Origin of the sequence: Pseudomonas sp. B19125 (genome assembly GCF_044218855.1) — a bacterium.
GTDB classification, from domain to species: Bacteria; Pseudomonadota; Gammaproteobacteria; order Pseudomonadales; family Pseudomonadaceae; genus Aquipseudomonas; species Aquipseudomonas edaphica.
Map to the genome: position 1 here is coordinate 5270085 of NZ_CP162589.1, position 15641 is coordinate 5285725.

The following is a 15641-nucleotide window of genomic DNA, read 5'->3' on the forward strand; positions in this document are numbered from 1 at the left end:
TCACTGAGGTCAGGCCGGCAAGCGGCTCTCGACACCAATGGCCATGTGCTGCAAATCCTCAACCGGGTTTTTCCCAATCAGCATGAAAGCGTGGGCAGGGTTGGCCCAATACACCACGTTCAGGCCTCGGCGCTGTTCGCTGGCCAACGGCTGCATGCCCTTTTTACTGGCGGTGATGCACAGTGCCAAAGGCCCGTGGCGTGGGTCGAGGTAGGTGAGTTGACCGATCAACACGCCGTCATAGTCGAGGATCTGCGCCCGTCGGAATTCGGCGCCAGGCAGGCTCACGGACTCAGGCGATAACGACACGCCCAGTTGTGCGCCCACGGCGGTCAACTGGGCCGTGTGGGAGGCCGGGTCGAGGCTGAGGTTTTCCAGGGTCTGGGGCGTGTACAAGGCCATGTATTCGGCCACCGAGGCCCGCCAGCCTTGGCCGGGTTCAGTACGTTGCCACCCCAAGAACAGGCGATCGGCCGCCACGCCAGCTACTGCGAAACTCGCAGCCACGGCAAGAAAACGCCGACGGCTCCAGGCTTGGGGCGGCGCCGGTGGCAAGGCGTTGAGCATTGCGTGCAGGCGTTCAGTCGGGGCGTGTTCCAGCACCGTGTCGAAGGCGGCCTTGAACGGCAAGTCAGCGCAGCGCAATGCGTCCAGGCGTGCGGCAAGCGCCGGGTCAGCGCTGGCCTGGTCGGCGATCCGTTGATGTTGGTCTGCGCTCAGTTCGCCATCCAGATAAGCCGATAACTGCTCATCGGACGGTGTGTCAGTGTGGCTCATCGCCGTTCTCCGTTGGCTTTATCCTGCCGGGCTGTTGGGGAGGCGGCTTCGGCCAGCTTAATGCGGGCGGCCGCCAACCGGCTCATCACCGTGCCGATAGGTATCTGCAGGATTTCGGCAATTTCCTTGTATGAAAGCCCTTCGACATACGCCAGAAACACGGTTTCGCGCTGCGCTTCGGGCAAACCGTTAACGCGCTTGATCACTTGTGCGGCCAGTATCTGTTCCTGCGCCTGGCGCTCGCCATCAAACGACAGCACCTGCTCGGCATCAACAAACCCCTGCCCTTGGCGCACCCGTTGCGAGCGCAGTTCGTTGAGCCAGATCGAGTGCATGATCGCCAGCAACCAGCGATCCAGGCGCGTGCCGGCTACAAATTGCCCGGCACGCTCCAACGCCCTTACGCAGGTGGCCTGCACCAAATCTTCGGCCAAGTGCTTTTGTCGCGATAACACCCACCCGTATCGCCATAACCGGGGCAACAACTGACCCAACTCGCGGCGAAACTCAGCGTCCCGAATGATGGCTGCCTCCTGCGGACAGGTTCACGGCGTTCAAGCCTGTGGCGCTGCGGCGATGGCTGCGGCCAGGTCTTCGTATTCTTCGCAGGTGGTACTGCACAAGGCTTTGATTTTCACCAGTTGCTCTTGCGCCAGGTCGACCCGGCCCTTGATCACATAGGCCTCGCCCAGGTACTCGCGAACCTGTGCGTAGTTGGGGTCAAGCGCGACCGACTTCAGGTAATAACCGATGCCTTCATCGGTGCGCCCCAGCTTGCGCGTGGCGTAGCCGCGATAGTTGAGGGCCTTGGCGGTGTTGGGATTTTGCAGAGTGTCGAGCAAGGCCAGCGCCTCATCAAAGCGCCCATCCTTGGCCAGGCGGTAGGCGTAATCGGTGCGGTCGGCGTCGGAGGTGGCCTTGCTGGTTTGCAGCACGCACTTGCCGGTCTTGGTGTCCCAGACCTGGCCCTTGGGGCAGTTGGGCTTGGGCGGGGCCGACTCATCGCCGGAGGCGTGGGCCTGGCCTGCGAGCAAAGCGGCGGCCAGGCAAGCGCCGAAGACCAGCGCGGTGCGGTAGGTGACAGGGTGTTCGTGGCGAGCCTTCATGGTTGTCTTACTCCGTAATGATAGGGAGGAAACATCACTGTTAAAGCGCATTGCGTGCGCCCGGCAACATCCGGCGCAAGGTGCTGTCGCCCAGCACGTAGTGATGCCAGAGCGCAGCTATGGCATGCACGCCCGCCAGCAAGATGATCGCCCAGGCCACATTGTTATGCAGGCCGCCCAAGGTGCCCCGCCAGGCATGATCGATCACAAAAGGCGCGGGCACGGCAAACAGTCCGAAAAAATTGAAGGGTTCACCTTGAGCCCAGCGAAACAGGAAGCCCAACACAATCTGCGACACCAGCAACAGGTACAGGCAACCATGCGCCAATTTCGCCAGCAGGTTAAGCGCCGGGTGACTGTCGGCCTTGGGCCGATTGCCGCCGAACATACGCCACACAATCCGCGCGGCAATCAACAGCGCCATGACGATACCTAAAGAGATATGCACCGCTTGCAGGCCCTTGCGCAGTGGTGTGCCCTTCTCCAGGTTTTCCCAGATATGCGCACTGGCAAACATGAAGATCACCACGGCGGCGGTCAGCCAGTGGAAGCTGCGGGTCAGGCGGTCGTAGCGGTCGGATGCTGTGTTCATAGGCGTTTCCTGGGTGGTCTGTGAAGTGAACACCGCAGTGGCGAAAGTTATTCGGTGGGGGGCAAATAATTTTTGCTGATCGGGAAACCAAGAAGCCCCGTCGCTGATTCAACGACGGGGCGTTTTTATGCGGTTTTTATGACTCAGTTTCCCCGCTCTTTGTTGGCTTGGGACAGGACTGAGGCCGCCAAGGACTTGGTTTCCTCACTGTATTTATCGCTTTGAAGGGCTTTGCCGGCCTTTTCCTCCATGTGTGCACTCGTCTGCTTATCAGTACCGGTCTGGGACAGCGCCGACGCAGCCAGGCTCTTGGCTATGGCCGAGGCGTTTGGATTATTCAAGGTTTCGGCGGCCAACGTCGCCAGGGTGCTGGAGGTCTTTTTGGTGTTTTTGCTCATGGTGCATTTCCTTTGCGTTTGAGGGGAAAGCCTACGAGTGAACGTCTCGTAGTCAGAAGATAGTGAGTTAAATATCCGTTCGCAACGAACTGGCTGTAGCCTTTGTTTTTAAACCACGTAAGAAAGATTCCAGCGTTATGTAGTACCCGCCCAGTTCGAAGTTCAACGCAATGATAATGTTTGAAAAGTCGTCTTGTTTTTATTAGATTTTCGCCCGGCCAGTCACAGCAACTTCGCTGACGCACCGCTCTAATAACCCTTCAAGGATGACCCTGCATGTCCCAACCTGTACTCAACGATAATATCGTCACATGGACGTTTCAAAACTATGCCGCCATCGTCGGGCTGCTCAGTGGCCTGGCAATATGTGCGCTGGTTTTATATATCTACTCGCGCTCAGGCTCGCTGATTTTTCTGCGTGACTTGATGTGGCGGTTCTTCGGTGGCTCGACCACGTTTGAAAACCCAAAATATGAAGCCACCCGCAAAGACCTGCGCGAAGTTGAATATTATCGGTTCGAATTCAATATCCCCGCGCAAAACCTGGAACACGCGCGGCAAGCCGATCAGTGGATCACTGACAACAACTTCAGTTACAACGATGTGGCCAGGATCAGAAAGTACATTGACTGGAAAGACTTCACTCAGTTATCGCTTAAAGAGGCAATGATCACCCCCTTCAAGCGTAATTGGTTTTTGGGGTTGGGCGCCTTTTTCCTGGCGATTATCAGCATCACGCCGCCATTGGCTGACTCCAGCTACCTGATGGTGTCCTTGAAAAAAGCCTCGGATGTGCCGTCTTTCTATCTGTCGGAAAACAACGCCAAATTCCACTTCTGGCCCAGCGAAACGCTGTCTGTGGACGAGTGCAAATCACCAACGGCACTGGAAAAGTTCTATAACGAGGACTTCTCGGAAAGCACCATCAATACCATTTGCACGCTATTTCTTTCGCCCACTTATGGTGAAAATGTAAAAACCGGGTTGAAAGAGCAAAAAGGCTTTTTGCTGTTCATTGCCTGCCTGTCGATATGTGCGGTCTTCTGTATTTTGACCAAGCTCTCGCGTTTGGGCGTTGCCCGCAAACTCCATGACCAGATGACCGCGCAGAGTACAAATACGACCGCAGAGACCGCCGCTCAACCGTAAACACTGTCACTGTGGCAAGCAGGCCTGTTGTCCTTGATGTAGCAAGCAGGCTTGTTGTGGCGAGCAGGCTTGCCCTGCGTTGGGCGGCGAAGCCGCCCCATCCCAGGCGCCGAGTGTCAGGGGGGGATCACGGTGGCAGGTTTTAGGGCCGCTACGCAGCCCAACGCAGGGCAAGCCTGCTCGCCACAAAAAGCCTGCTCGCCACAAGGCTACTTGCCATAGCAGGCTGGCTCACCGACCATCAAGGCCGTCCCAGAGCGTCGAATCGATTGCACTGATGGTTATTATCGAAACGAGCGCCTGTGTGATTGCCAGCACCGGTTCCTATAATCGCCTCCACTTTCCCTCCCCTTCGCCTGGCTTCAGGCGACATTCCTTCTGGAACCGACACTATGCCAAGCCCCAGCCAGGCCCACAGCGGCCGTCCCGAACATAATCAACAAAGTGTCAAACAGCAGTGGCTGGCGATTCTCTCGGTCGCCGTAGGCGCTTTCGCCCTGGTAACCAGTGAGTTTCTGCCGGTGGGCGTGCTCAATGACGTCGCCAGCGACCTGGGCATCAGTGCCGGTCACGCTGGCCTGATGGTCACGCTGCCCGGCATCATGGCCGCCCTCGCCGCGCCGTTGCTGTCGGTGATCATTGGCGGCATGGACCGTCGTTACCTGCTGATCGGCCTGACGCTGATCATGATCATCGCCAACACGGTAGTGGCCTACGCCAGCGACTTCAGCCTGCTGCTGTTCGGCCGTGTCCTGCTCGGCATCAGCATCGGCGGCTTCTGGGCCACGGCCATTGCCCTCAGCGGCCGCTTGGCGCCCAAGGGCGTAGGCGTAGCGAAGGCTACCTCGATCATCATGATGGGCGTGACCCTGGCCACCGTGCTGGGCGTACCCGTCGGCACCTGGCTCAGTGGCCTGATGGGCTGGCGCATGACCTTCCTGGTGACCGCGATTGTCGGCGTGCCGGTGCTGCTGGCGCAGGTGTTCCTGCTGCCGCGACTCACCCCGGAAAAGGCCATCCAGATCCGTGACCTGCCGGCCTTGTTTATCAACCCACAAGCGCGGGTCGGCTTGATCGCCGTGCTGCTGATCGGCCTGGCGCACTTTGCTGCCTACACCTATGTCGCGCCGTTCTTCAAAAACAGTTCCGGCTTCGACGGACCGACCATCGGCTCTCTGTTGCTGCTGTATGGCGTGGCCGGCGTGATGGGCAACGTCTTTGCCGGTTTCGCCGCCAACCGCAGCGTGCGTCACACCCTGCTGCTGGTCGCGCTGATGATCGGCACCAGCACCGCGCTGTTCCCTCACTTCGCCACCGGCATGACCGGCGCCGCGATGCTGATCGCACTCTGGGGCTTCGCCTTCGGCGCCTTCCCGGCCTGCGCGAGTATCTGGATGTTTGTGGTCGCACCTAAAGACGTCGAACGCGGCATGCCGCTGTTCGTTGCCCTGTTCCAAGTGATCATCGCCCTGGGTTCATTCTTTGGCGGCCGGATCGTGGACCAAATGGGCAGCGCAATGCTCTTGAGCCTGGCCACGGCGCTGGTGGGGCTTGGGTTTGTGACCGTGCTGGTGTTGGGGCGTAATGTGAGTAATAGCTTGGCTGCGCAGCCGGGCTGACACGACTCGGTAACCACTAAAAAGCCTGCTGAGCATTGAGCTCGGCAGGCTTTTTTTGTTTCAGGGGTAGAGGGATAGTTGCCTGGTTTATCCGTTGGGCATGACGCTCAAGTGCAGCGTCGACCAATGCCTGAGCATTCTCGATCAATTGCGCGAGGCCCATGATAGCTGCAGAGCCAATGCCACCGGGAATCACGCTTTTGGAAATGCTCAGTAATGAGTGTTCCCAAAATGAAGCTTGTGTACCCAAGCCCCTGGGCTAGCCTAAAAAAGATCGCTGGTGTGCTGAGGAGCCTCTATGACACATGGACATTGTGACGCGCTAACAAGGGAGTATGCGAACGCCATACATCCCGACAGGCTTGCCAATAAGCCCCTCTTGATCCAATGTAATGACCAACGTCATTACACGAGGATCTTTCCCATGGCGACTATAAGCATCCGTATCGATGACGACCTGAAAGCGCGCGCCTATCTCGAACTGGAAAAGCTCGGCGTTACGCCTTCCGAACTGATGCGCCAGGCCCTGCAATACGTGGCGGATCGCGGCCAGCTACCTTTCAAGCCCGTTCTGATGACTGAGGAAGATGAAGCGTTGATGGCCACCGTCCGGGAACGATTAGCATCGCCTCAACGGGTAAAGGTTTCTATAGATGACCTATAGCCTTGATTTCGATGCGCGTGCATTGAAGGAGTGGCAAAAGCTCGGCGACACCATTCGTCAGCAGCTCAAAAAGAAGCTGGCGGCCATCCTGAACAACCCACGTATTGAAGCCAATCGCCTGCATGACCTGCCCGACTGCTACAAAATCAAGCTACGCAGCAGCGGTTACAGGCTGGTTTATCAGGTGATCGATCAGGAAATCACAGTGGTGGTGGTGGCCATTGATAAACGGGAGCGTGAACAGGCTTATCGTAAAGCGGGCGAGCGTTTGAGCTAGCAGTAGATCTGACATCCTTCGCAATATTGCGCTTGGACAGAAAGCCCAGGGGGACCAAGTCAAGCTCGTTCAAATGAACCCAGTATCTGCGACAACCGCTGACTGCCCTGCATCCTTAGTCAGGATAAATGCGCTAAATGCCAGAAAATCACCTAAATGCTGAGTGATGATTGCAACAGTGATCGGCAACTGAAGCGTTTGATACTCATGCACTGCGATATTGCGGAAACCGACCATGTTTTTCAGGTTGGTCAGCAGAGACGATTGGACCCAACCGCCTCGTGACAGCAACTCAAACACGTCTCGAGCACCCTGAGGAACACCCAGTCGTTCACGTCGAATTAGATGCTGCCCCATATCCAGAGCGGCCTCACACGCACGCTGAATATTAAGAATCGCCGCATCCTGACGGGTGAAATCAGTAGCGAAACTGGTGGGGTTCTTGTCGTATTCCTCGCGAGCGCGAGCGACACAACGCTCAATGCTCGACGCTTTGTTGATGAGCACATCATCGACCATGCACTTTCCCTTCCTTCTGGATATCGGCCAGCAACCCTGCCCTTGCAGTGTCCAGCTCGGTTTTTTCGCTGAGGATGTAACTCTCGAAAATACCTGCTTGGCTGTCCTTGTTCCAGAGCCTGCGCCCTGTTGTTATGACTTGATATTGCATGACGGTGGACGCCGCCCGCAGGTCGAGTAAATCAACGGGCACCGCCACAATGTCAGCAAGCTCTCCAGCTAACCGCCACAACAGCAGCGGATCCACAGAGCCCGCAACAAGCACTGCCAAGTCCAGATCGCTGTCAGCATGTGCCTCGCCTGTCGCCTGACTGCCAAAGACATAAACCGCGATCAGATCAGGAATACCGGCCAATAAGTGAGCCAACACTTGCTCAACGTTCATGTTGCGCTCCACGTGTCATCTGATGAATGACCGTAGCAGAAATCGCCTCGACATTTCTGCCCCAAACAAAAAACCCCCAACAACAATTAAGTTATCGGGGGTTTTTCGTTATTCAATAATGGCGGAGAGATAGGGATTCGAACCCTAGGTACCGGTGAAGGTACAACGGATTTCGAATCCGTCCCATTCGGCCACTCTGGCATCTCTCCAACGGCGCGCATCATAACAGTGTGTTTCGCGAAAGCAAACCAAAAAAGCGATTTTTTTCCGTGCTATCAGATGCTTGCGTCGGTTACAGCGGTACGCCGAGACGGTTGGCGACTTCTTCGTAGGCTTCGATGACGTCACCGAGGCCTTGGCGGAAGCGGTCTTTGTCCATCTTTTTCTTGGTGGCTTTGTCCCACAGGCGGCAGCCGTCCGGGCTGAATTCGTCGCCCAGGACGATGGTGCCGTCGTGGAACACGCCGAATTCGAGTTTGAAGTCGACCAGCAGCAGGCCTGCGTCGTCGAACAGCTTGCTCAGCACGTCGTTGACCTTGAGGGACAACTCCTTCATGCGTACCAGTTGCTCAGCGGTGCCCCAGCCGAATGCCACCACGTGGGATTCGTTGATGAACGGGTCGCCCTTGGCGTCGTCCTTCAGGAACAGTTCGAAGGTGTAAGGGTTGAGCTTGAGGCCCTCTTCCACGCCCAGGCGCTTGACCAGGCTGCCGGCGGCGTAGTTACGCACGACGCATTCGACCGGGATCATGTCGAGCTTCTTGACCAGGCACTCGTTATCGCCCAGCAGTTTGTCGAATTGGGTCGGAATGCCGGCCGCTTCGAGTTTTTGCATGATGAAGGCGTTGAACTTGTTGTTCACCATGCCTTTGCGATCAAGCTGTTCGATGCGCTTGCCGTCGAACGCCGAGGTGTCGTTGCGAAACAGCAGGATCAGGCGGTTGGCGTCGTCGGTCTTGTATACCGACTTGGCTTTGCCGCGGTAGAGTTCTTCACGTTTTTCCATGATGGGCTCCGCTTGCTAAATGGTGGGCTAGGCGATGTGTCGCCAGTCGAGCCCTGAATCTTGATCGGCCAGTTGCAGCCAGTCCGGGTCGCACCCAAGGGTGTCGACAAAACATTGCCGCGCAAGCGCAGGCAGGTTGTTCTTGCTGCTCAGGTGGGCCAGGACCAGGTGTTGCAAGTCTTGCCAGCCCAACTCATACACCAGGTACGCCGCCTGGTGGTTGTTCAAATGTCCCAGTTCGCCGCCTACCCGCTGCTTGAGAAAGTAGGGGTAATGACCACGTGCCAGCAGGTCGCGGCAGTGGTTGGACTCGATCATCAAGGCATCGAGGTCACGGTAACCGTCCAGCACCTTGGAGCAGTAGGAGCCCAGGTCGGTGAGCACGCCGAAACGCCGCTGACCGCCACTGAATACATACTGCGTCGGTTCCTGGGCGTCGTGCGCTACGGCAACTACGTCAATGCTCAACGCACCGATCTGCAGCGTCTCGCCACCGGCCAGGAAGCCTGCGGGTTCTATGGGTTTGCGCATCCCGCGCAAGGTGCCGCGACTCAGGTACACCGGAAGATTGTAGCGCCGAGACAGCAAACCCACGCCATGCACGTGGTCGGCATGTTCGTGGGTCACCACAATTGCGCTCAGCTGCGAGGGGTGAACCCCCAGGCGCAGCAGGCGCCGCTCGGTTTCTTTTAACGAGAAACCACAATCCACCAGCACATACGTGTCGTCATGTGCGACCAGCGTGCCGTTCCCTTGGCTACCGCTGCCGAGAACGGCAAAACGCATCGGGTCAGCCCAGGTTGTCCTGAATCACGCCCAACACTTTGCGCGCTGTTTCAGCCGGCGCAACGGTGTTGATGTTCTTCTCGACGGTCACTTGTACGCTCTCGCCCACCTTGCTCAAACGAACCTGGTAACGCTCGGCACGTGTTTCGATCTCTTCCTTGGTCGGCTTGCTGCCGAACAACTTGCCGAAGAAACCTGGCTCGTCGTCTTTCTTCTCGGCCTTTTCCGCTACGTTGATGTAGTACAGGCCCAGGCTGCGGTTGATGTCTTCAACGCGCCATGGACCTTGCTCCAACGCACGGCCAACACTGGCCCAGGCACGGTCGAGGTCTTCACCCAGGGTGAGCACCACGTTGCCGCTGCCGTCTTCGGTGAGGCTGACGCGGTTAGGCGTGTCGAAGTTACCGGCGGCGAGCAGGGAAACCGAACCGCCCTTCTCGGAGATACGGCTCATGCTGGCCAGCATCTCGTCGACCAACGCGGCGTCTACGCCCATGTTGACCGAACGCGGGGTGAAATCGACGTTGGCAGTGCTGCCGGCAGGACGCTCGGCGCTCACCACGTAGACTTCACTGGTATTGCGCTGCACGCCTGGCTCGATGCGCACACGCACACGGGCTTCGCTGTCGGGCGCTACACCGCTCGCCTGCAGACGCTTGGCCATGCTGGCGGACAGTTCGCTGCCATGCTGCCATGCCGTGGTGAACTCACCGGTTTGCGGGCGTTGTTGATCAATGCTGAAACCGTTGTCCTGGAAGAACTGCACCGCCACTGGCCAGACTTCAGCCGGTGGGCGTTGGGCCATGATCCAGCGGTTGTCGCCGCTCTTTTGCAGGCTGTAGTCGCTGGTGTCCGCCACGGCCGAGATCGGCTGCGGGCGTGGCACTACGTACTCGCCCTTGGTGGTGTCATCGGCGACGTTGCGCGGAATCGGCAACAACGGGTCAAGGCGCTTGGCGACGTTGACGTCCGGCGGCAGTTGCATCGGTTTGGTTGCTTGGGCTTCCAGGTAATCGCTGCCGCGGTCACGGAAGTAGCCTTCCGGGCCCCATACCCAACCGCAGCCACTGGTGCTGGAGATAATCAAGGCAAGTGCGGAAAGTCCGGCCAATCGCTTCATGCGTAGTGCTTCCTCAATTAAACCAGGACGCCGGACTGGCGCAGGGCCTGTCGCAGCGGTTCGTGACAGGCTTCGCTGAGCCGGGTGAGCGGCAGACGGATACCGTCCGGCATCAAGCCCATCTCAAACAGCGCCCATTTCACGGGAATAGGGTTGGATTCAATAAACAGTGTCTTGTTGAGCGGCATCAGTTGCTCATGGATCGCACGGGCTTTTACGGCGTCACCGGCGATGGCGGCGGCGCACATGTCGCTCATGGCGCGTGGCGCGACGTTGGCGGTCACCGAGATGTTGCCTTTGCCGCCCAGCAGGATCAGCTCGACCGCCGTGGCGTCGTCACCGGAATACACCAGGAAGTCGCTGCTCACGCCGGCCAGGATGTCCTTGGCGCGCTGCAGGTCGCCGGTAGCTTCCTTGATGCCGATAATGTTCGGCACGGTGGACAGGCGGATCACGGTCTCGGCCTTCATGTCACAGGCCGTGCGGCCAGGAACGTTGTAGAGGATCTGCGGGATGTCGACGGCTTCGGCGATGGCCTTGAAGTGCTGGTACAAGCCTTCCTGGGTCGGCTTGTTGTAGTACGGGGTTACCAGCAGGCAGGCATCGGCGCCGGCTTTCTTGGCGTTCTTGGTCAGCTCGATCGCTTCACGCGTCGAGTTGGCGCCTGTGCCGGCGATTACGGCAATGCGGCCCGCCACGCGCTTGACCACGAATTCGATGACCTGGATGTGTTCTTCCACATCAAGGGTGGCCGATTCACCTGTAGTGCCGACCGCCACGATGGCGTTGGTGCCTTCTTGCAGGTGGAAGTCCACCAGTTTGCCAAGGCTGTCCCAGTCGAGATGACCTTGTGCATCCATGGGTGTGACCAGTGCCACCATACTGCCCGCAATCATGCAACCGCTCCTGCCGGAAAAAGAGAGCCGTAATGGTACTGGCGCCAAGATGCTTGTACAAGCGAAGTACCGCCTGAGGATGCGTTCTGGGGCAACTAAACGACGGGCAATGCCATCATTGGGCCAAAGCGCGGCTTGAAGCACGCTGAAATCAGACCGATCGCGTAATGAAAACGCCACCTCCTAGCCCTTGGCGATGGTTTTCGCTACCCTTCATCCTTTGATCGATACAGCCCACACGGTATCGACCGCTCATCGCTTTAGGAAGGCTGCATGTCCACCCCCACAGTTCGCGAACAATTCCTTGTTATCAGTGCCCTCGGCGCCAACCCCATGGAGCTGACCAACGTCCTGTGCCGCGCCAGCCATGAGAACCGCTGCGCCGTCGTGACGTCCCGCCTCACCCGCCACGGCGAGTGCAGCGCGTTAGTGCTGCAGATCTCCGGCAGCTGGGACGCCCTGGCGCGCCTCGAAACCGGCCTGCCGGGCCTGGCCAAGAAGCACAACTTCACCGTCAACGTCGTGCGCAGCGCCGCCCTGGAAAACCGCCCGCAGGCCCTGCCTTATGTGGCGTATGTCAGCTCGGCCTACCGCTCGGACATCGTCAATGAGCTGTGCCAGTTTTTCATCGACCACAACGTCGAGCTGGAAAACCTGACCTGCGACACCTACCAGGCCCCGCAAACCGGCGGCACCATGCTCAACGCCACGTTCACCGTGACCTTGCCGGCCGGCGTGCAGATCAGTTGGCTGCGTGACCAATTCCTGGATTTCGCCGATGCCCTGAACCTCGACGCACTGATCGAGCCATGGCGCCCACAGAACCCAATGTAAGGAAGTACCTATGCCGGTAGCCATCGACACACCCGTGACCGATTTCGAAGCCCAGGCCACCAGCGGCCAGACGTTCAGCCTTGCAGCCCTCAAGGGCAAGCAAGTGGTGATCTACTTCTACCCAAAGGACAGCACCCCGGGTTGCACCACCGAGGGTCAGGGTTTTCGTGACCAGTACGCCGCGTTCAAGGCTGCCAATACCGAAGTGTTTGGCTTGTCGCGAGACAGCGTGAAGTCCCACGAGAACTTCAAGGCCAAGCAGGAATTCCCCTTCGAGCTGATCAGCGACAAGGACGAAGCGGTTTGCCAGCTGTTTGATGTGATCAAGCTGAAGAAGCTGTATGGCAAGGAATACCTGGGCGTGGACCGAAGCACGTTCCTGATCGACAAGGATGGCGTGCTGCGTCAGGAATGGCGAGGTGTGAAAGTGCCGGGCCATGTGGATGCGGTGTTGGCGGCGGCACAGGCATTGAATAAAGCTTGACCCCTGCTGAACTAGCTTGCTGTGGCGAGCGAGCTTGTTGTGGCGAGCGAGCTTGCTCGCGCTGGAGTGCGAAGCGCTCCCGCTTTTACGGGGCCGCTACGCAACCCAAAGGGAGCAAGCCCCCTCGCCACAATAAGGTTGCTGCTACAACAAAGGTGCAACCACCGGCTCTTGCCGCGGCCACGCATCCAGTACGGCCTTGAACAGCGTCGCCAGCGGGATTGCAAAGAACACGCCCCAAAACCCCCACAGCCCTCCAAACAACAGCACCGCGCAGATGATCGCCACCGGGTGCAGGTTGACGGCCTCCGAGAACAGCAGCGGCACCAGCACGTTGCCATCCAGGGTCTGGATAATCCCGTACACCGCCATCAGGTAGATGAACTGGTCGCTCCAGCCCCACTGGAACAACGCGATCAACATCACCGGCACGGTCACCACCACCGCGCCCACATACGGCACTACCACCGATACACCCACCAGCAAGGCGAGCAGCGCCGCGTAGTTCAGCCCGAGCGCGACAAACGCGATGTAGGTGACGCCGCCACAGATCACAATCTCAATGACCTTGCCGCGAATATAGTTGGCAATCTGCCGGTTCATTTCTTCGGCCACTCGGGTGATCAGCGCCCGTTCACGCGGCAGATAGCCGCTGACCCAGCGGCCGATCATTGCGCGGTCCTTGAGGAAGAAGAACACCAGGATCGGCACCAGCACCAGGTAGATCATGATGTTGACCAGGAGCGGCAGGCTGGACAGGGAAAAAGTCAGCGCCCATTGTCCGAACTTTCCGATCTCGCCGCGCGCCACTTCAATGGCCTGCAACACCTGCTCGTCCGATACCAGGTGTGGATAACGCTCCGGCAACAGCAGCAACAGCGATTGCCACTTGGCGAGCATGCCCGGCAACTCGTTGAACAAGGTGATCAACTGATGCCACAGCAATGGCAGCACCACGACGATAAACACCACCAACAGCCCCATGAACAGGGCAAAGACCAGCCCTACCGCCACACCGCCGGGCAAACGCAGACGTTCCAGGGTAGTGACCAAACCTTGCATCAGGTAGGCCAGCACCATACCCGCCAATACTGGCGCCAGCATGCCGCCCAAGGTGAGCACGGCGGTAAAAGCCAGGAATAGCAGGACGGCCAGCACCACCGCTTCTTCATCGGAAAAATAGCGCTGAATCCAGTCTCGTAACACTTTGAACATCAATCAACCTCGGGCGGTGGGGGCGAACAGTTCAGGCCTTGCGCAACCAGTAACGGTACACACCGGCGGCATCTTCTTCATGCAGCAGGGTGTGCCCGGCCAGCTTGGCAAAGGTGCGAAAATCGCGCTGGGAGCCTGCGTCCGTGGCGATCACCTTGAGCACGGCACCGCTGGCCAAGCGGTTGAGTTCCAGCTTGGCCTTGAGCAGGGGCAGCGGGCAATTGAGGCCACTGGCATCGAGTTCGGCGTCAAAGGCTACAGCGTTGGTCATCGGTTTGCTCCGGGCATGCGTTTGGAGTGCTTAGAATATCTGGTCCGAAGCTCAGTGTCCGGCTACAGTAAGCTCTTTGTCGAAAGGCTTTGTGCATGACTTTTTTGCGCCCTACCCTGCTGACGCTGGCTTGCCTGCTGGCCTCCCCGGCCTTCGCTGACGACCTGCCGTCACTCGGCGACGCCAGTTCTGCCATTGTCTCGCCGCAACAGGAATTCCAACTGGGCCGCGCATGGCTGGCCTACCTGCGAGGCCAGGTCTCGCAACTCAATGACCCGCAGCTCAAGGATTACGTCGAAACCAGCGTGTACAAGCTGGTGGAGACCAGCCAGGTGAATGACCGACGCCTGGAGTTCATCCTCATCGACAGCCCGCAACTCAACGCCTTTGCCGCACCCGGCGGGATTGTAGGGGTTAACGGCGGCTTGTTCCTGAATGCTCAGACTGAAGGCGAATATGCCTCGGTACTCGCTCACGAATTGGCTCACCTGTCCCAACGTCACTTCGCGCGAGGTGTGGAAGCGCAGTCGCGCATGCAGATTCCGATGATGGCCGCCCTGCTCGGCGGCATTATCGCGGCGGCAGCGGGTGCAGGTGATGCTGGCATTGCCGCGATTGCGGGCAGCCAGGCGGCAGCTATCCAGGAACAGCGCAGGTTTTCGCGCCAGAACGAACAAGAGGCTGACCGTATCGGCATCCTCAACCTGGAAAAAGCCGGTTACGACCCACGCTCCATGCCGACGATGTTCGAACGCCTGATGCGCCAATACCGTTTCGATGCCAAGCCACCGGAGTTTTTGCTGACTCACCCGGTGACCGAGTCGCGGATCGCCGACACCCGCAACCGTGCCGAACAAGCCAAGCAGGGCGGCAAGGAAGACAGCTTGCGCTACCAACTGATTCGCGCACGGGTGCAGTTGCAATACGAAGACACGCCGGGGCTGGCCGCCAAGCGCTTTCAGGCGCAATTGGACGAGAACCCGAAAAACGATATAGCGCGTTATGGCCTGGCCATCGCGCAGATCAAGGGTACCCAGTTCAAAGAGGCACGGGAAAGCTTGCAGCCGCTGCTGGCCAAGGCGCCCAACGACATTACCTACAACCTGGCGCAGATCGAGTTGGATATCGACAGCAACCGCCTGCCGGATGCCCAGCAACGTACTGATCGGATGCTGGCCCAGTACCCCGGCAGCTATCCGCTTAATCAGATTCGCATAGATGTGCTGCTCAAGCAGAACCGTACGGCCGATGCTGAAAAGGCACTGGACGGGTTGCTCAAGTCGCGCCCCGATGATCCGGATGTGTGGTACCAGGTGGCAGAGACTCGCGGCCTGTCCGGCAATATCATTGGTCTGCATCAGGCACGCGCCGAGTACTTTGCTTTGGTGGGTGACTTCAAGCAGGCTATTCAGCAATTGGACTTTGCCAAGCGCCGGGCCGGCAACAACTTCCCACTGTCCTCGCGTATCGACGCGCGCCAGCGTGAGCTGATCGAACAGGAACGCTTGGTGAAAGGGATGATGAGCTAAAACCATCGCCCACA

Annotated in this window: 20 protein-coding genes and 1 tRNA gene; 7 read left to right on the plus strand and 14 right to left on the minus strand. The window is 58.6% G+C overall.

Going from position 1 to position 15641, the window contains the following annotated elements:
- Positions 1–9: 9 nt before the first annotated feature.
- The 5 genes from AB4P96_RS23925 to AB4P96_RS23945 form a co-directional block, all read right to left on the minus strand.
- A complete protein-coding gene (locus AB4P96_RS23925; RefSeq protein ID WP_176991236.1) occupies positions 10–777 on the minus strand; it encodes an anti-sigma factor in 768 nt (255 codons plus the stop codon).
- Positions 774–1271 carry an RNA polymerase sigma factor gene (locus AB4P96_RS23930; protein WP_017137351.1) on the minus strand — a complete coding sequence of 166 codons (498 nt, stop codon included), beginning with the start codon at positions 1269–1271 and terminating at the stop codon, positions 774–776. The genes AB4P96_RS23925 and AB4P96_RS23930 overlap by 4 nt, the downstream gene beginning before the upstream one ends.
- Before the next feature lie 60 nt (positions 1272–1331).
- Positions 1332–1883 (minus strand): tetratricopeptide repeat protein, encoded by a 552-nt coding sequence (locus AB4P96_RS23935; RefSeq protein ID WP_017137350.1) that lies wholly within the window; start codon positions 1881–1883, stop codon positions 1332–1334.
- Positions 1884–1923: 40 nt separating this feature from the next.
- Positions 1924–2475: a cytochrome b gene (locus AB4P96_RS23940; protein WP_017137349.1), complete on the minus strand. Its 552-nt coding sequence runs from the start codon at positions 2473–2475 to the stop codon at positions 1924–1926.
- A 143-nt stretch (positions 2476–2618) separates the two neighbouring features.
- Positions 2619–2873: a hypothetical protein gene (locus AB4P96_RS23945; protein WP_017137348.1), complete on the minus strand. Its 255-nt coding sequence runs from the start codon at positions 2871–2873 to the stop codon at positions 2619–2621.
- A gap of 276 nt (positions 2874–3149) precedes the next feature.
- Between AB4P96_RS23945 and AB4P96_RS23950 the strand changes: the two genes are divergently transcribed.
- The 4 genes from AB4P96_RS23950 to AB4P96_RS23965 all read left to right on the plus strand — a co-directional run bounded on the left by AB4P96_RS23950 (position 3150) and on the right by AB4P96_RS23965 (position 6582).
- A complete protein-coding gene (locus AB4P96_RS23950) occupies positions 3150–4022 on the plus strand; it encodes a DUF6216 family protein (protein ID WP_099548643.1) in 873 nt (290 codons plus the stop codon).
- A 392-nt stretch (positions 4023–4414) separates the two neighbouring features.
- Positions 4415–5641, plus strand: a complete 1227-nt coding sequence (locus AB4P96_RS23955) for an MFS transporter (RefSeq protein ID WP_017137346.1) — start codon at positions 4415–4417, stop codon at positions 5639–5641.
- Positions 5642–6065: 424 nt separating this feature from the next.
- On the plus strand, positions 6066–6305 hold the full coding sequence (locus AB4P96_RS23960; RefSeq protein ID WP_026013721.1) for a type II toxin-antitoxin system RelB/DinJ family antitoxin: 240 nt from the start codon (positions 6066–6068) through the stop codon (positions 6303–6305).
- Positions 6295–6582 carry a type II toxin-antitoxin system RelE/ParE family toxin gene (locus AB4P96_RS23965; RefSeq protein WP_170040570.1) on the plus strand — a complete coding sequence of 96 codons (288 nt, stop codon included), beginning with the start codon at positions 6295–6297 and terminating at the stop codon, positions 6580–6582. Before AB4P96_RS23960 ends, AB4P96_RS23965 begins: the two co-directional genes overlap by 11 nt.
- A 69-nt stretch (positions 6583–6651) precedes the next feature.
- On the opposite strand, the gene AB4P96_RS23970 is transcribed toward AB4P96_RS23965, so the two are convergent.
- The 7 genes from AB4P96_RS23970 to dapA form a co-directional block, all read right to left on the minus strand.
- Positions 6652–7101 carry a DUF86 domain-containing protein gene (locus AB4P96_RS23970; RefSeq protein WP_017137342.1) on the minus strand — a complete coding sequence of 150 codons (450 nt, stop codon included), beginning with the start codon at positions 7099–7101 and terminating at the stop codon, positions 6652–6654.
- A complete protein-coding gene (locus tag AB4P96_RS23975; RefSeq protein ID WP_017137341.1) occupies positions 7091–7486 on the minus strand; it encodes a nucleotidyltransferase domain-containing protein in 396 nt (131 codons plus the stop codon). Before AB4P96_RS23975 ends, AB4P96_RS23970 begins: the two co-directional genes overlap by 11 nt.
- A gap of 119 nt (positions 7487–7605) precedes the next feature.
- Positions 7606–7695 (minus strand) — tRNA-Ser (locus AB4P96_RS23980).
- A gap of 83 nt (positions 7696–7778) precedes the next feature.
- Positions 7779–8492: a phosphoribosylaminoimidazolesuccinocarboxamide synthase gene (gene purC, locus AB4P96_RS23985; RefSeq protein WP_017137340.1), complete on the minus strand. Its 714-nt coding sequence runs from the start codon at positions 8490–8492 to the stop codon at positions 7779–7781.
- 27 nt (positions 8493–8519) lie between these two features.
- Positions 8520–9278: an MBL fold metallo-hydrolase gene (locus AB4P96_RS23990; RefSeq protein WP_017137339.1), complete on the minus strand. Its 759-nt coding sequence runs from the start codon at positions 9276–9278 to the stop codon at positions 8520–8522.
- Between the two features lie 4 nt (positions 9279–9282).
- A complete protein-coding gene (gene bamC / locus AB4P96_RS23995) occupies positions 9283–10398 on the minus strand; it encodes an outer membrane protein assembly factor BamC (protein ID WP_017137338.1) in 1116 nt (371 codons plus the stop codon).
- A 17-nt stretch (positions 10399–10415) separates the two neighbouring features.
- Positions 10416–11294 carry a 4-hydroxy-tetrahydrodipicolinate synthase gene (dapA, locus tag AB4P96_RS24000; protein ID WP_017137337.1) on the minus strand — a complete coding sequence of 293 codons (879 nt, stop codon included), beginning with the start codon at positions 11292–11294 and terminating at the stop codon, positions 10416–10418.
- A 273-nt stretch (positions 11295–11567) separates the two neighbouring features.
- Between dapA and AB4P96_RS24005 the strand changes: the two genes are divergently transcribed.
- Positions 11568–12128, plus strand: coding sequence for a glycine cleavage system protein R (locus tag AB4P96_RS24005; protein WP_017137336.1), 561 nt, complete (start codon positions 11568–11570; stop codon positions 12126–12128).
- 10 nt (positions 12129–12138) lie between these two features.
- Positions 12139–12612: a peroxiredoxin gene (locus AB4P96_RS24010; RefSeq protein WP_395600152.1), complete on the plus strand. Its 474-nt coding sequence runs from the start codon at positions 12139–12141 to the stop codon at positions 12610–12612.
- Between the two features lie 144 nt (positions 12613–12756).
- On the opposite strand, the gene AB4P96_RS24015 is transcribed toward AB4P96_RS24010, so the two are convergent.
- Together AB4P96_RS24015 and AB4P96_RS24020 are read right to left on the minus strand one after the other, a co-directional pair.
- Complete coding sequence (locus AB4P96_RS24015) at positions 12757–13827, minus strand: AI-2E family transporter (protein ID WP_017137334.1); 1071 nt, start codon at positions 13825–13827, stop codon at positions 12757–12759.
- Positions 13828–13858: 31 nt separating this feature from the next.
- Positions 13859–14098, minus strand: coding sequence for a sulfurtransferase TusA family protein (locus AB4P96_RS24020; protein ID WP_017137333.1), 240 nt, complete (start codon positions 14096–14098; stop codon positions 13859–13861).
- A 95-nt stretch (positions 14099–14193) separates the two neighbouring features.
- On the opposite strand from AB4P96_RS24020, the gene AB4P96_RS24025 reads away from it, so the two are divergent.
- Positions 14194–15627, plus strand: a complete 1434-nt coding sequence (locus AB4P96_RS24025; RefSeq protein WP_017137332.1) for a M48 family metalloprotease — start codon at positions 14194–14196, stop codon at positions 15625–15627.
- Positions 15628–15641: the final 14 nt, after the last annotated feature.

Excerpts from the sequence above, each read along its gene's own strand:
- AB4P96_RS23960 (WP_026013721.1), top strand. The coding sequence starts at position 6,066 with ATGGCGACTATAAGCATCCGTATCGATGACGACCTGAAAGCGCGCGCC.
- AB4P96_RS24005 (WP_017137336.1), top strand. The coding sequence starts at position 11,568 with ATGTCCACCCCCACAGTTCGCGAACAATTCCTTGTTATCAGTGCCCTC.
- AB4P96_RS24025 (WP_017137332.1), top strand. The coding sequence starts at position 14,194 with ATGACTTTTTTGCGCCCTACCCTGCTGACGCTGGCTTGCCTGCTGGCC.
- AB4P96_RS23950 (WP_099548643.1), top strand. The coding sequence starts at position 3,150 with ATGTCCCAACCTGTACTCAACGATAATATCGTCACATGGACGTTTCAA.
- purC (WP_017137340.1), bottom strand. The coding sequence starts at position 8,492 with ATGGAAAAACGTGAAGAACTCTACCGCGGCAAAGCCAAGTCGGTATAC.
- AB4P96_RS23955 (WP_017137346.1), top strand. The coding sequence starts at position 4,415 with ATGCCAAGCCCCAGCCAGGCCCACAGCGGCCGTCCCGAACATAATCAA.
- bamC (WP_017137338.1), bottom strand. The coding sequence starts at position 10,398 with ATGAAGCGATTGGCCGGACTTTCCGCACTTGCCTTGATTATCTCCAGC.
- AB4P96_RS23935 (WP_017137350.1), bottom strand. The coding sequence starts at position 1,883 with ATGAAGGCTCGCCACGAACACCCTGTCACCTACCGCACCGCGCTGGTC.
- AB4P96_RS23965 (WP_170040570.1), top strand. The coding sequence starts at position 6,295 with ATGACCTATAGCCTTGATTTCGATGCGCGTGCATTGAAGGAGTGGCAA.
- AB4P96_RS23970 (WP_017137342.1), bottom strand. The coding sequence starts at position 7,101 with ATGGTCGATGATGTGCTCATCAACAAAGCGTCGAGCATTGAGCGTTGT.
- dapA (WP_017137337.1), bottom strand. The coding sequence starts at position 11,294 with ATGATTGCGGGCAGTATGGTGGCACTGGTCACACCCATGGATGCACAA.
- AB4P96_RS23975 (WP_017137341.1), bottom strand. The coding sequence starts at position 7,486 with ATGAACGTTGAGCAAGTGTTGGCTCACTTATTGGCCGGTATTCCTGAT.
- AB4P96_RS24015 (WP_017137334.1), bottom strand. The coding sequence starts at position 13,827 with ATGTTCAAAGTGTTACGAGACTGGATTCAGCGCTATTTTTCCGATGAA.
- AB4P96_RS23990 (WP_017137339.1), bottom strand. The coding sequence starts at position 9,278 with ATGCGTTTTGCCGTTCTCGGCAGCGGTAGCCAAGGGAACGGCACGCTG.
- AB4P96_RS24020 (WP_017137333.1), bottom strand. The coding sequence starts at position 14,098 with ATGACCAACGCTGTAGCCTTTGACGCCGAACTCGATGCCAGTGGCCTC.
- AB4P96_RS24010 (WP_395600152.1), top strand. The coding sequence starts at position 12,139 with ATGCCGGTAGCCATCGACACACCCGTGACCGATTTCGAAGCCCAGGCC.
- AB4P96_RS23940 (WP_017137349.1), bottom strand. The coding sequence starts at position 2,475 with ATGAACACAGCATCCGACCGCTACGACCGCCTGACCCGCAGCTTCCAC.
- AB4P96_RS23945 (WP_017137348.1), bottom strand. The coding sequence starts at position 2,873 with ATGAGCAAAAACACCAAAAAGACCTCCAGCACCCTGGCGACGTTGGCC.
- AB4P96_RS23925 (WP_176991236.1), bottom strand. The coding sequence starts at position 777 with ATGAGCCACACTGACACACCGTCCGATGAGCAGTTATCGGCTTATCTG.